This is a genomic window from Paenibacillus maysiensis (assembly GCF_000520815.1).
GTDB classification, from domain to species: Bacteria; Bacillota; Bacilli; order Paenibacillales; family Paenibacillaceae; genus Paenibacillus; species Paenibacillus maysiensis.
On record NZ_ASRY01000326.1, the window covers coordinates 1 to 13462 of the forward strand.

Annotated in this window: 12 protein-coding genes and 1 pseudogene; 7 read left to right on the forward strand and 6 right to left on the reverse strand. The window is 48.9% G+C overall.

Annotated features, from left to right (window positions below):
- Positions 1-572 precede the first annotated feature (572 nt).
- The gene (locus tag L696_RS0126165; protein WP_025686272.1) at positions 573-1334 is read right to left on the reverse strand and encodes an AAA family ATPase; all 762 of its coding nucleotides are present in this window, start codon (positions 1332-1334) and stop codon (positions 573-575) included.
- A gap of 213 nt (positions 1335-1547) precedes the next feature.
- Here L696_RS0126165 and mprF point away from each other — a divergent pair, with 213 nt between their 5' ends.
- Positions 1548-4190 (forward strand): bifunctional lysylphosphatidylglycerol flippase/synthetase MprF, encoded by a 2643-nt coding sequence (mprF, locus tag L696_RS0126170; RefSeq protein WP_025686273.1) that lies wholly within the window; start codon positions 1548-1550, stop codon positions 4188-4190.
- Positions 4191-4288: 98 nt separating this feature from the next.
- Here mprF and L696_RS0126175 read toward each other — a convergent pair whose 3' ends face one another.
- Positions 4289-4915 (reverse strand): nitroreductase family protein, encoded by a 627-nt coding sequence (locus L696_RS0126175; protein WP_025686274.1) that lies wholly within the window; start codon positions 4913-4915, stop codon positions 4289-4291.
- A gap of 243 nt (positions 4916-5158) precedes the next feature.
- On the opposite strand from L696_RS0126175, the gene L696_RS0126180 reads away from it, so the two are divergent.
- Positions 5159-5635, forward strand: coding sequence for a disulfide oxidoreductase (locus tag L696_RS0126180; protein WP_025686275.1), 477 nt, complete (start codon positions 5159-5161; stop codon positions 5633-5635).
- A gap of 168 nt (positions 5636-5803) precedes the next feature.
- Positions 5804-6301: a CcdC family protein gene (locus L696_RS0126185; protein ID WP_025686276.1), complete on the forward strand. Its 498-nt coding sequence runs from the start codon at positions 5804-5806 to the stop codon at positions 6299-6301.
- Between the two features lie 158 nt (positions 6302-6459).
- Here L696_RS0126185 and map read toward each other — a convergent pair whose 3' ends face one another.
- Positions 6460-7206, reverse strand: a complete 747-nt coding sequence (gene map, locus L696_RS0126190) for a type I methionyl aminopeptidase (protein ID WP_025686277.1) — start codon at positions 7204-7206, stop codon at positions 6460-6462.
- A gap of 215 nt (positions 7207-7421) precedes the next feature.
- Here map and L696_RS0126195 point away from each other — a divergent pair, with 215 nt between their 5' ends.
- The 4 genes from L696_RS0126195 to L696_RS0126210 all read left to right on the forward strand — a co-directional run bounded on the left by L696_RS0126195 (position 7422) and on the right by L696_RS0126210 (position 11500).
- Complete coding sequence (locus L696_RS0126195; RefSeq protein WP_025686278.1) at positions 7422-8117, forward strand: GntR family transcriptional regulator; 696 nt, start codon at positions 7422-7424, stop codon at positions 8115-8117.
- 137 nt (positions 8118-8254) lie between these two features.
- The gene (locus L696_RS0126200; protein ID WP_025686280.1) at positions 8255-9616 is read left to right on the forward strand and encodes a GntP family permease; all 1362 of its coding nucleotides are present in this window, start codon (positions 8255-8257) and stop codon (positions 9614-9616) included.
- A 41-nt stretch (positions 9617-9657) separates the two neighbouring features.
- Positions 9658-11211, forward strand: coding sequence for a gluconokinase (gntK, locus tag L696_RS0126205; RefSeq protein ID WP_025686281.1), 1554 nt, complete (start codon positions 9658-9660; stop codon positions 11209-11211).
- 106 nt (positions 11212-11317) lie between these two features.
- Positions 11318-11500: a hypothetical protein gene (locus tag L696_RS0126210; protein ID WP_025686282.1), complete on the forward strand. Its 183-nt coding sequence runs from the start codon at positions 11318-11320 to the stop codon at positions 11498-11500.
- Between the two features lie 180 nt (positions 11501-11680).
- Here L696_RS0126210 and L696_RS31595 read toward each other — a convergent pair whose 3' ends face one another.
- From L696_RS31595 to L696_RS31065, 3 genes and pseudogenes are all read right to left on the reverse strand, one after another.
- Positions 11681-11797, reverse strand: a complete 117-nt coding sequence (locus L696_RS31595) for a YjcZ family sporulation protein (RefSeq protein ID WP_209441007.1) — start codon at positions 11795-11797, stop codon at positions 11681-11683.
- Positions 11798-11912: 115 nt separating this feature from the next.
- Complete coding sequence (locus L696_RS0126220) at positions 11913-12734, reverse strand: serine/threonine protein kinase (protein WP_025686283.1); 822 nt, start codon at positions 12732-12734, stop codon at positions 11913-11915.
- Positions 12735-12967: 233 nt separating this feature from the next.
- Positions 12968-13462, reverse strand: a pseudogene (locus L696_RS31065) (MerR family transcriptional regulator); the annotation flags it as partial.

Consider the following 13462-nt stretch of genomic DNA (forward strand, 5'->3'; position numbering starts at 1 on the left):
GGCAGGGTCCACAAATGGAAGTCTATGGACCGCTGGCAGGATATTTCAATCCACGCACTCATATAGAGTGCGACAATTGTATGGCGTTGAATCCAAAGCTGAAGATCTATTTCAATCCACGCACTCATATAGAGTGCGACAGGAAGTACCACTCTCTTTTTTCCTGGTCCCGCACTATTTCAATCCACGCACTCATATAGAGTGCGACAGCGAAAATGCAGTAATTCATACCTTAATGATATAAATTCCATACATTTTAGCAAAAAACGATGCCAAAAAGGCTTGAATCAACCATTGACTTCTACTGAAGAAAACTGATTTAATGTTTTTCGACAAATTTCGAGGTGCGAAGGGTCCGGGTTTTTTATGTGAGCTTCACATTCGCACCTCACCATAAGAGCAGAATACTCATTTTATTTTCCCTTATACATATACCATAAATGAGCATGATAACCAATAATGAGGTGCAGATCCGGTGAATGTTTGTTCTGGATTTCCTCGGATGGAATATCAAAAGGGTTCATACTGTTTCCTCCTCATCCAAGTGGATGTTATTGAGGTTCACCCATTCCTTATTGGGGATCTTCGAATAGCTCCTGCATCATCTTTTCCTTGTTGTTCAGAAATTGTTTCATGATGATGAAATGATCAGTTTCCTCCAGCGTCCGGGTGTCTATGCCTTCATGTGTCAGGTGGTACAGGATGGAGTCGGGATAGGCCATCAAAATCGGGGAATGCGTAGAAATGATAAACTGCGAGTCCTGCTGCACCAGCTCGTGGATACGTGCAAGCATGGCCATCTGTCGCAAGGGCGATAACGCAGCCTCTGGCTCATCCAGAATGTATAGCCCCTGTCCTCCAAATCGATGCAAAAATGCAGCAAAAAAAGACTCGCCATGCGACTGCTCATGCAACGATTTTCCTCCATAGGAGTCTCGAATGGGCCGGCCCCCTCCTTCCCGATCCAGCTCGTCGATATGAGTCGCCAGATTATAATAGCTTTCTGCACGGAAAAAGAAACCGTCCCGCGGCTTGCGGGCCCCTCTCACCAGCCGGACATACTCATGAAGCGATGAATGCGTGGCCTGCGTAGAGAAATTAAAATTTTTGGTGCCGCCCTCCGGATTAAACCCCCACGCGACCGCTATCGCTTCCATAAGCGTTGATTTACCCACACCGTTTTCTCCAACAATATAGGTAACAGACGGGTGAAATTTCAGCTCATTCCATTGATGCATGGCTTTTAAGTTAAAGGGATACCGGCTCTCATCAGCATCCTGCGGCCACATCAGCTCCAATCGACGTACAAAAAGATCACGATCCCATATACTCATGTCCGTTCAGCTCCATTACCAAGCAAATGACTAGGCTTTTTATCATTATATTGGAATTATTTACGGCAATCAATCTGAAATCCGGTTTTCGTAACCCTTCTGTTGTTATTCGTTCGTTTATTACAGGTATAATATACAGTAGCCTTTCATTGGGCATGATATTTCCGTGTATCATTCAAAATCTATTTCATTATTTTTCAGGCAGGTGAATCTATGAATTCAAATCACAAACCGATCCAATCCTTTAAAATCGTACAGTTCATGATGACCATCTACAGGCAGCGGCTGACACGTATTTTGCTTCCACTGGCTGTATTGGCTTTTATTATATGGGAGGCCGGACGAGAGCTGAAAAGCTTCAATCTGGCACGTATGCTTCATGAGCTGCGGCGAATGGATGCTACCTTTCTCATCGAAATCGGCTTGTTCTCACTGATAGCCGTGGCCGCCATGAGCGCATACGATTACGTGATCAGGCATCATTTCAAGCTACAGGTTAAGCCTGGAGCGACATTCCGGTACGCCTGGATTTCGAACACCTTCAATAACGTCTTTGGCTTCGCCGGCTTTACAGGAGCGGGATTGCGTACGGTGCTGTACAAAAAAAGCGGTGTGCCGCTGGGTGTTATCACCTCTGCGGTTGTGTTCCTTTCGCCCGTGGTCATTACCGGGCTTTCTTTGCTGGCCTGGGGCGCAATCGCCCATCTATATTCAGTACAGCCCGTGCTGGATGCTCATCCGTGGCTTCATTGGGCGTTATGGGGAATGGCGCTGTACCTGCCGCTGTTTCTGATTATGCAGCGCTCCAAACGGTACGCCACTTGGTTCAACAAGGGAGAAGGCCAGCTTTCTTGGTCCACCATCTCCGCCTCCATCGGCGCTTCGCTGCTGGAATGGATGCTGGCTGGTCTTACCTTTGCATGGATCGGCTCGCACTTGCTGCATGGGCTACCGACAAATGCCGTGTTCGGCATTTATGTGATTGCCGCGATTGCCGGGCTGATCAGTCTGGCGCCCGGAGGGGTCGGCGCATTCGACATCATTGCCCTGCTCGGGCTGCAAATGGCAGGCGCCAACTCGGATCGGGCATTGGCTGTGCTGCTGGCCTTTCGCGTCTTTTATTACATCATTCCGTGGCTAATCGGCCTGGTGCTGGCTGCGCTGGAAATGATACCACGCAACGAACGTCTGAGCCAACTGGCAGAGACGGGTTGGGAAACCTCACTCAACGCTTGGCAAAAGGTATGGGGCTGGCCCGGTCAATTCCGCTTTCTGGCCGACCTCGGAGTATGGGCACTCGGCAAGCTGGTACTCATCTCCGGCGTGGTGCTTCTTCTGTCGGCGGCTACGCCAGGTTTGCTGTATCGGCTGCGTTTTGCCGAGCATTTGCTCAGTCTGCCCGTCATGCGCCTGTCGCACGAAATCTCCGTCGTCATCGGGATTATGCTCGTGGTGCTGTCACACGGCATATCCCTGCGCATTCGCAGAGCCCTGCGGCTGACGCTGGTACTGCTGCTTGCAGGGTCCATTTTCACCTTCATTAAGGGCCTGGATTTCGAGGAAGCTCTATTCCTGTTGTTCGTAGCACTGATGCTGTGGGTCTCGCGCACGCGGTTTTATCGGGTTAGTGCGCCGCTGAATCGGCACAATATTTTAATATGGGGCGGATTGTCTCTGCTCGTGACCGGCGCTTACTTTATCATTGGCGCAGGCTCCAATACTCCGTTTATGCGCCATCTGCACGCCAAGGTCCATCTGGACTTTTTTATGAACCGCAGCGATTACGGGGTTACAGCGGTGTTCAGTCTGATTTTGGCGTGGGTGTTCCTGACGGTATATTTCTTCCTCCGTCCCCAGCGTGGAATCGGCAATCTACCTGATGCGCAGGAGCTGGATAAGCTAAAAGAATTTCTGGAAAAGCAAGGCGGAAATTTGGTTTCCCATATGCTCTTTCTAGGTGATAAATATCTGTATTGGACCAAGAACGAACAAGTGGTTATTCCCTATGCCCGCAGCCGGGACAAACTGATTGTGTTAGGTGACCCGCTGGGTCCGGAAGAACGTGTGAGCGAAGCGATTCAGGAATTTCAGCGCTTCGCAGACCGGTATGCGTTAACGGCTGTATTTTATCAGGCATCACCGGAGTATTTGTCCATCTACCATGAGAACGGCTATCGGTTTTTCAAGCTCGGCGAGGAAGCGCTGGTGCCGCTGGAGTCCTTTACGCTGACAGGTAAAAGCAATCAGGTGCTGCGCAGTGCCAAGAACCGCTTTGACCGTGAGGGGTACACATTCGAAATGATCCAGCCGCCTTTGGATAGAGCATTAATTGAGGAGCTTCATCACATTTCGAATATCTGGCTGGACGGACGGAAGGAGAAGGGCTATTCGCTCGGCTGTTTCAAGGAGCCTTATCTTCAGTTAGCCCCGATTGCGCTGTTAAAGGACCCTGAAGGAAAGATCATCGCCTTCGCGACAATGGCCCCTGCCTATGACTGTGGACAGACGGTCTCCATAGACCTGATGCGTCATCTGCCTGATACGCCAAATGGCACGATGGACTACTTGTTCACACGAGTGATCGAGTGGGCCAAAGACAGCGGGTATGCGACATTCAATCTCGGTATGGCACCGCTGTCCCAGGTAGGACAAAGCGAAAAAGCGTTGCGCGAAGAAAAGCTGGCCCGGCTCGTTTTCCAATACGGAGGGCACTTTTACGGCTTTCAAGGGCTACGCCGCTTCAAGGATAAGTTCAAGCCGCAATGGGAGCCGCGCTATCTGGCCTATCCGGCTTCTGTCTTTTTGCCTATTCTGACACTGGAGCTGGTATATCTTGTTTCCAAGCGTTCGGATTAGAGCAAAAGCATTCTTGCAACCTTACCTAGGCATAACAAAAGGGTGTTCCCTCAACCACGACGGTTGCAGGAACACCCTTTTTATGTTAAAAATTCTTCTTAGAAGCTACCTTTTACAACAACTTCAGACAATGGGAAACGTCCTGATGGATGTGCTGGTACTTGTGCTTTACCTACAGTGATAAGCATTACTGGCAGGTAACGTGCAGGAACGTTGAATTGCTCGATCAATTGTGCAGGAATAAAGCCGCCCATAGCGCAAGTGTCATAGCCGAGAGATTTAGCAGCCAGCATAATGTTTTGTGCCGCCAAAGAAGAGTTCAGGATCGCTGCATCGCGAGCTACTTGTGCGTTTTGGTAAGCACCGTTGATTTGGCCTACCAAGGCGTCACGGATTTCTGCTGGCAATGAGCCTGCTTCTACCGCTTGATCATAAATAACTGCGTTACGGTTCGCTTCCAAATCCCCCAATACGACAATCGTTACGGAGCTCTCTGCTACTTGACCTTGGTTGTAGGCGATAGGCAGCAACTTTTGCTTGTCAGCTTCGGTTTCAATCACGAGGAATTTCCAGTGTTGAAGGTTCCAGGCGGAAGGAGCTTCTATCGCAGCTGTCAAAATAGCTTCCAGATCTTTCTCTGGCAATTTAAAATCCTTAACATAACTTTTTACCGCATGTCTTTCACTAATAACAGACAGAGTTTCGTTTTTTTGGATACTTGACATTCTGGACACCACTCCTACATTTCTCATAGTATATATATCTGAATCTTGAATCCTTATTAACTTCCCAAACTATTGTAATTATAAAAACGATAGTGAATGATGTCAATATGTTTAAGTATGACCCTGCACTCAAAATACAGTACAATACGGATAAGACATCCATATCGGCAGATGCCCGCCCGGATCGGACAAGACACGGTGAGTTCGTTTTGTTCTCATTTATATCAAAAAAGGAGCGTTACTATGATTGGATCGTTTAAAAAAACGGATATTGCTTTGTTTGCCGCCTGGGTTGTGGCTTGTGTGGCTACATTAGGGAGCCTCTATCTCAGCGAGATTTTGGGGTATGAGCCTTGCAAGCTATGCTGGTTGCAGCGCATTCTGATGTATCCCCTGACTCTGCTGCTCGGAATCGCTTATTTTCGGGGAGATACAGGAATACGGCGTTATGTCATGCCGCTGGCGATCATTGGTGGCGGTATTTCGGCCTACCATTTTGTGATTCAGCGCATCCATGCAGCCGCCAAAGCGGCTACGCAGGCTTCAACGTCCTGTGGAAGAGTATCCTGTGAGCAGGATTACCTAAACTGGTTTGATTTTATTACCATTCCTTTTCTCGCACTCATCGCTTTTATCCTTATTATTGCAGCCATGGGGTATATCATGGGTCAGGAGAAAAAATCGGCGCAAGGAGAGGTACAAGCAGAGCATCTTGCATAAGTATGTTAGAGACCCGAGATCGTTGGGCCAGTCACCACAATCGAGCGTATAATCCGCTTGCCGGAGGAAAGACTGTAACTAAATATATCCATTACATATGTGGTATAATAAAAAAGGTTTGCAGTCTGTCCAATAACGCTTACATTTCTTATAGAGGGGGCCCAGTCCATGTTTCATATCAGCACCCCAATTCTGCAATATGGCGCAACCTTTGGCATGATCTTGATCGCTGTTTCGGCTATTTTCATCCGTATGAAGACAGGTCACCGCCCGGTTAACGCCAAAAAGATTATCATCCCTCCGCTCGGCATGAGCACCGGCTTTATGATGTTTATCGTGCCAGAGGTACGGGTTCCCTTGCTTTGGGCGATGGGCGCTTTTCTGGTTGGCTGGTTTATTTTCTCGTATCCGCTGATCCGCAGCACCAAGTTTGAGATGCAAGAAGGACAAGTTTTTGTACAACGCTCACGCACCTTCTTTTTTATCCTGATCAGTCTGCTGATCGTTCGCCTGCTGCTGCATGAGTTTATCCAGCGCTACATTACCATTCCACAGACGGCGGGGCTATTTTTCATCCTCGCCTTCGGGACGTTGCTGCACTGGCGACTTCGTATGTATTTTCAATATCGTCAATTTGTTCCGGACGAGAAGGAAGTCCGCATCTGACAAACGGATGCTTACATGTATCATGGCATATTGTTGCATAAACCAAAAAGACACGTCTCCCCACGGAGGTCGTGTCTTTTTGGTTTATATTTGCATCGCACGACGGAAAATTCATTCAACCCGTTAGTCTATACGCTACCTGGTTAAATGTCTGCTTTTTATTGCTGGGTCAAAATAATCGGGCCGTCCGCTGTAATCGCCAGCGTATGCTCGTATTGCGCCGACAAACCGCCGTCCATTGTACGCGCCGTCCATCCGTCTGCATCCACTTTACTGCGGTAGGTGCCCGTGTTCAGCATCGGCTCAATCGTAATGACCATGCCTTCTTTCAGGCGCGGTCCGCGATGCGGTGGTCCATAATGCGGCACCTGCGGTTGCTCATGCATTTCTTCTCCGATACCGTGACCGATAAATTCGCGTACAACCGAGAAGCCTTCCGCTTCGGCATAGGTTTGGATCGCATGGGAAATATCACCGATCCGGTTACCGATTACTGCCTGCTCAATCCCTCTGTACAGGGATTCCTTGGTAACGTCCAGCAGCTTTTGCGCCTGCTCGGAAACATTACCCACTGCATATGACCAGGCGGAATCCGCCAGCCAGCCGTTCAGGTTTACGACCATGTCAATCGTCACGATGTCCCCGTCCTTCAACGGTGTCTTGTTTGGAAAACCGTGGCAAATGACATCGTTAGGCGATCCACAAGTCGCAAACTGGTAGCCGTTGTAGCCCTTTTGTTCCGGCGTTGCGCCATGCTTTTTCATAAACGATTCCGCGAAGGCGTCAATTTCCAGCGTTGTAATTCCCGGCTTGATCATTTTGGCAATTTCCCGGTGGCAAGCAGCCAAAATTTCGCCAGCTTTCTTCATATTTTCAATTTGTTCTTTGGTTTTAATAATAATCATTAAACGGTCTCCTTCTTATCCGTGTTCGTTCCACTTTCACTGCTGCTTTTTTCTGCTTCTTTTCTGCTTCTATTGTAACGCTAAAAGCATTGAAATGGAACCGATGTCAAATGACACCGTTTACAAGTATCTTTTAAGGGGTATATAATACTTCATAACTTGTATACAAGTATGCCCGAAAGAGGCAACCTAAATTTTCAAGAAGGAGTATGCCTATGAAATATCCGTCAATCTGGCTACAGGGTGCATCGCTTGGTGAAAGGATTGCTTGTGAGCTTCGACTTCAGATTATCCGTGGCATGCAGACACCCGGCACGGTATTATCTGAAAATCAGATTGCTGCCGATTTTGGCACCAGCCGTTCTCCTGTTCGTGAAGCGTTAAAAGTGCTTTCCAGTGAAGGATTGCTTCGCTTGGAACGCATGGGGGCGATTGTCATAGGCATGACGCCCGCTGATATGGAGGAGCTTTTCGATGTGCGAATGCTGATTGAGCATTTTGTTGTACAAAGATTTGTACATAGAGACAATGCCGGGTTGGTGACCGCTTTAAACCGGATGATTGATAAAATGGAAGTCGCTCTCAAGCACAGAGACGTCGTTGAATTTTCTCTTCAGGATTTCAATTTTCATGAGGCTCTGGTGCTGGAAGCAGGCCATACTCGTATTCTCCACACCTGGAACGGAATGAGACAGTTGATCCTGACGGTCATGCTGGCTGCCACAGAACAACGCTTTACGTCCAAGATTGAAGAATCCCAAGTCACGATTCACAAACATCGTACCTTTGCAAACGCCTTAAACCAAGGGAATGCACAGGAGTTGTCCGAATTGATTGAGGATCATTACCGCGACACCCGCAACGCGGTTAACGATAGCGTCCTGTCTCCGTATAGAAAGACATTATCTTAGCCGCAACATGCGTGACAAAGAGCCGATGTACCGCGCCTTTATGCGTTCTCCAACTGGCGCGGTTCTCTTTTAAGCTCAAGTTGTCGACAAGTATACTTACATCTTCCTACACTATATGAATAAGGAGGCATTAATTCATGAACACATTATTCGGCTTGAGCCATAACGCTTCGCTACTTATATGGGCGCTTGTTACCGTCATTCTTTTGATTTTGCTGATTGCCAAATTCAAATGGAATCCCTTCGTCTCACTGCTGCTTTCGTCGGTATTTCTCGGACTGGTTAACGGGATGCCGGGACATGAAGTCACTGCCTCCATCACCAAGGGGCTCGGCAGTACACTCGGCTCCATCGCCATCGTGATCGGTTTAGGCACCATGCTCGGTAAAATGATGGCAGAATCCGGCGGTGCCGAACGCATCGCGACCACACTGATGGATCGTTTTGGTGAAAAACGCGTCCATTGGGCGATGATGATCGTAGGCTTTATCGTGGGTATTCCGGTATTTTTCGAAGTTGGCATTATTTTATTAATTCCCATTCTGTTCACGGTTGCCCGTAAAATGAATATGTCTCTGCTGAAAATCGGTATTCCCATGCTGGCAGGACTATCGACGGTACACGGCCTTTTACCACCCCATCCGGCTCCGATGATCGCGATTGAAGCCTATAACGCCAATATCGGACGCACGATAGGGTATGCGCTCATCGTCGGCATTCCGTCCGCTATTATTGCAGGCCCGGTCTTCGGTGCCTGGATTGGCAAAAAAATTATGGTCAGACCATCCGAGAAGCTGGACGAGCAGTTCACCAATACAACAGGACGGTCGTTGCCTCCTTTTTGGATTACTTTGTTCACTATTTTGCTGCCTGTTATTCTCATGCTTAGTGGATCAGTCGCTGAAATTGTGGACCCGTCCAATACGCATCCACTTACGGTATTTTTTAAATTCATTGGTGATGAGGTTATGGCATTGCTGATTGCGGCTGTGTTCTCTTTTTTCTCACTTGGTTATGCACGTGGTTTAAAGAAAGAGGACTTGTCCCGTTTTACCAGTGAATCTCTGGCACCAACAGCCTCTATTATCTTAATTATCGGGAGCGGCGGTGCATTTAAAACGGTATTGATCGACAGCGGCGTAGGTCAGGCCATAGCTGCTGTCGCTACAGGGGCCCATATGAATGTGATTGTGTTTGCTTTTCTGGTCGCTGCGCTCATTCGTGTAGCCACCGGATCAGCGACAGTCGCGATGACGACAGGCTCCGGTATTGTCGCACCTGTGCTGGCACTTACACCCGGCGCGAATGTCGAGCTGGTCGTCCTTGCTACAGGGGCAGGGTCGCTGATCCTTTCGCATGTGAATGACGCCGGTTTTTGGATGATCAAAGAATTTTTCAATATGACGGTTCCGCAGACTCTCAAATCATGGACCGTTATGGAAACCATCCTCTCTCTGGTCGCTTTCGGTTTGATTATGCTGCTGAGTGTGTTAATTTAACGATAATGAGCTAATAACGGTAAGTGAAGGGGAGATTGAATATGACTGACACCCGATATATGATCGGCGTTGATATCGGCACGACCAGTACCAAGGCGGTGCTTTTCGAAGAAAACGGCAATATTGCTGCTCAGCATCATGTAGGCTATCCGCTGCATACACCTGAGCCAGATGCGGCGGAACAGGACCCGGAGGATATTTTCAAAGCTGTCGTGACGACGGTGCAGGAGGTCATGAAACAAAGCGGAGTGTCAGCCGAGCATGTGCTGTTCGTCTCCTTCAGTTCTGCCATGCACAGCGTACTGGCGGTGGATAAGAACGGCAAACCGCTGACCGCCTCCATCACGTGGGCAGATAACCGCAGCGCCAAGTGGGCTGAAGCGCTCAAGCATGAATACAACGGACATGACATTTACTTGCGTACCGGGACACCTATTCATCCCATGTCGCCGCTGACGAAGCTGATGTGGATTACACGGGATTTGCCGGATATTGCGACCCAGACGTACAAATATATTTCCATTAAGGAATATGTATTCGCCCGATTGTTCCAGCAATATGTCGTGGATCACTCGATTGCATCCGCTACCGGTCTCATGAATTTGCAGCAACTGGCTTGGGACGAGGAAGCGCTGCGTATTGCAGGTGTCACGAAGGAGCAATTGTCTGAGCTGGTGCCGACAACTCACGTCCTGAAGGGACTGGATGCGACCTATGCGCATGACATGGGCTTGCTGGAGACGACTCCTTTTGTCATCGGAGCCAGTGACGGTGTCTTGTCCAACCTTGGTGTGAATGCCATCAAACCGGGGGTTGTCGCTGTCACGATCGGCACCAGCGGAGCCATCCGCACTGTGGTCGATAAGCCGTTGACCGATGCCAAGGGACGCTTTTTCTGCTACGCCTTGACCGAAAAGCTGTGGGTGATCGGCGGTCCGGTGAACAATGGCGGCATTGTTTTCCGCTGGATTCGCGATGAATTTGCAGCCTCCGAGGTGGAAACCGCCAAACGGTTGGGGCTTGATCCGTACCATGTGCTGACCCAAATCGCGGAACAGGTACGTCCCGGCTCGGACGGCCTGCTCTTTCTCCCGTATCTGTCCGGGGAACGTGCGCCCCTGTGGGACCCTAATGCCCGCGGCTCCTTCTTCGGCTTGTCCCTGCGTCACAAAAAAGAGCATATGATCCGCGCCGCTCTGGAGGGTGTGCTGTTCAACCTGTACATGGTTATGCTCGCCATGGAAGAGGTCATCGACAGACCTTCGGTCATTCACGCCACTGGCGGATTCGCACGCTCGGAGCTGTGGCGACAGCTTATGGCGGATATTTTCGATCAGGAGGTCATTATCCCAGAAAGTCTGGAAAGCTCCTGTCTTGGCGCAGCTATTTTGGGCTTGTACGCACTGGGACGGATTGATTCGCTGGACGCTGTATCTGGTATGATCGGCACCACTCACCAGCATAAGCCCGTGGCGGAGCATGTGGATATTTACCGTGATTTACTGCCGATCTATATCCGCATTTCGCGTAAATTTGAAGAGGAATTCAAGGATATTGCCGAGTTTCAGGCCAAATCCTTAAAACCTTTAAATTAGTGGAACCCGTTCCAACACCGCTGCGTATTACCGTTTCATAAGAACCTGTCTATGTCAGAAAATGATCTAAAAATTAGTCGGACAGGATCAGAAGGAGGATTAGACGATGCTCAAAAAATTACTGCACCGCCTGCTACATTCCACCTCTCATTCTCATAAGCGGAAATACAGCAGCTCGGACCATTATTACGAACGTAAACGCCGTTCTTCATCCGATTTAGGATACAAGAACAGCCATAACGGGCACCAATATTACAAGGACAAACGCCGTCATTACTCCAGCTCTTAGCCAAACAACAAGAATCAGTGACGGAATAGAGCGTAAACACAAGAAGCAAGCCACAGGCTCCTTCAAACCCTATAAAGCGAAGACCCTTCTCATCTCAAGGGCCTTCGCTTTATTGTTGTGCGCCCTTCGTTATGCAGGGCAACATCTGTGCATTTTACAGGAAATCTTCTATTAACAGAATTACAGAAACAGGGTTTTGGAGATGATTACCAACAAAATAAACAGAACTAGAATCGCTCCTACAGAGGTCCAGGCTCCGCCGCACCCCATACCGCCCATTCCACACATATGACTCATTTACAACACTCCCTTCGCTCATTTACAGGATCATTGTATGTAGACCTGGTCAAATGCGTAAGGGGGCATTCCCCCATTTTTGCGGCGAATGCCCGTTTATTTTTATGGACTAACGTTATGGGTTAACCTCTAGCAGCAACAATGCTTCCTCCAACTCCTGCATAAACTGTCGGCTATCTTCATAACGTGTCCGAATTTGAAAAAGCCGCTCCAGCAGATGGCGCACAGGTGGACTCAGCTTCAATTCTTCCTGCCAGCTTCCCGGCGGTTGGTTCGGTTGAGGCTCGTAACTGCTATACAGCATAAAAAGCATCAAATGCCCGACATCGTACAAATCGCTGTAGATAGCGACATCCTGCCGTTCGGGTGCGCGCTTTTCCAGCATGGATTCGGTAAATACATCCTCCTGTCGCTCTCCCACCGCCAGTGCAAGACCAAAGTCGATCAGGTAAGGCTTCCCCTCACGGTGGATCACATTGGGAATGCGGATATCTCGATGGATATAGCCCCGTTCATGCACATGCAGAACTCGCTCCATTAACTCCAAAATGTAAACGATACATTCCTGTTCCGTAAAAGAACGTTCCTGTTCAAATATAAGCTCCTCCAGCGTCTTGCCGGAGATATATTCCATGACCAAGTACATTCCATTCCGATGCTCTACACTTTCGAGCAGCTTCGGGATATGGGGATGTTCCATTTGCCGCATAATGTTGGCCTCACGCTGCAACAGTTGAACACCCTTCGCCCGCTTGCTAGGTCTGGGCAATTTGACCGCCACCTCCTGTCCGCTGTGCTTGTCCAGACAGAGGTAGGTCAGACCATAGCTGCCCATACCCAGCAACGAAAGAATATGATATCGCCCACTCAACAGATCGCCGGGCTGTTTCGGGTAATCCATCCAAGATTCATAAGCATTCCGTAACCAAGCAATCATTCTTATATCCCTTTCCTATACATGCTGCGGCAACGTTCCATATGCGACTTGCTCTTGTCTTCTTGAATGCCGTCAGCTCCCCCTGCAATGATAGCTGAATTAACCAGTGAAATGGACTCAGAATTTGCCCTATATCCATTCACTCCGGTTTGTTCTGCTATTATACCATCCACAATAAAGACCACCAGAACCAGGCATATCTGATGGTCTTATTGTGGATGGTCTTACCATACCTATGCCTCTCTACGTCTGCGTGGTACCAAACCGAGCCAGGACAGCAGCGAACCGCGTGACTTACGTTGTCTGCCCTGATAGGTGCGCAAATTGGTGATTAACTGCCGATCCCGTTCCTCCTCCACCCGTTCTTTCATCCAGCGCTTTTGGTCCTCCAACTGATTGGAAAGGCTGGCGTTTTTCTCCACCAAACGGCTATGTTCTACTTCCAGCTCTTCCAAACGACTCCGCATCTCTAGTAGAGCGCTCTGCACCATAATCTGCATCTCCGTCAGTGCTTGGGATTCTATGGGCTCCTGCGTTTGTATCTGCATTGGTGTTTGTTCCAGTTCTTTTTTTCCCCTCTCCCTTGTTTGCTCCAGCCTGCGCTCAATCGTTAACGCCAAGGTATGCGTCTGTTGTTCCTGCGGTTGCAGCTGCATCGGGCCTTCCGACTGTTCCTGTACGCTAACTTCATCCTCTAATCCTGCCGATTCAAGAGTAGCGGCAGGGTG

Excerpts from the sequence above, each read along its gene's own strand:
- L696_RS0126165 (WP_025686272.1), bottom strand. The coding sequence starts at position 1,334 with ATGAGTATATGGGATCGTGATCTTTTTGTACGTCGATTGGAGCTGATG.
- mprF (WP_025686273.1), top strand. The coding sequence starts at position 1,548 with ATGAATTCAAATCACAAACCGATCCAATCCTTTAAAATCGTACAGTTC.
- L696_RS0126175 (WP_025686274.1), bottom strand. The coding sequence starts at position 4,915 with ATGTCAAGTATCCAAAAAAACGAAACTCTGTCTGTTATTAGTGAAAGA.
- L696_RS0126180 (WP_025686275.1), top strand. The coding sequence starts at position 5,159 with ATGATTGGATCGTTTAAAAAAACGGATATTGCTTTGTTTGCCGCCTGG.
- L696_RS0126185 (WP_025686276.1), top strand. The coding sequence starts at position 5,804 with ATGTTTCATATCAGCACCCCAATTCTGCAATATGGCGCAACCTTTGGC.
- map (WP_025686277.1), bottom strand. The coding sequence starts at position 7,206 with ATGATTATTATTAAAACCAAAGAACAAATTGAAAATATGAAGAAAGCT.
- L696_RS0126195 (WP_025686278.1), top strand. The coding sequence starts at position 7,422 with ATGAAATATCCGTCAATCTGGCTACAGGGTGCATCGCTTGGTGAAAGG.
- L696_RS0126200 (WP_025686280.1), top strand. The coding sequence starts at position 8,255 with ATGAACACATTATTCGGCTTGAGCCATAACGCTTCGCTACTTATATGG.
- gntK (WP_025686281.1), top strand. The coding sequence starts at position 9,658 with ATGACTGACACCCGATATATGATCGGCGTTGATATCGGCACGACCAGT.
- L696_RS0126210 (WP_025686282.1), top strand. The coding sequence starts at position 11,318 with ATGCTCAAAAAATTACTGCACCGCCTGCTACATTCCACCTCTCATTCT.
- L696_RS31595 (WP_209441007.1), bottom strand. The coding sequence starts at position 11,797 with ATGAGTCATATGTGTGGAATGGGCGGTATGGGGTGCGGCGGAGCCTGG.
- L696_RS0126220 (WP_025686283.1), bottom strand. The coding sequence starts at position 12,734 with ATGATTGCTTGGTTACGGAATGCTTATGAATCTTGGATGGATTACCCG.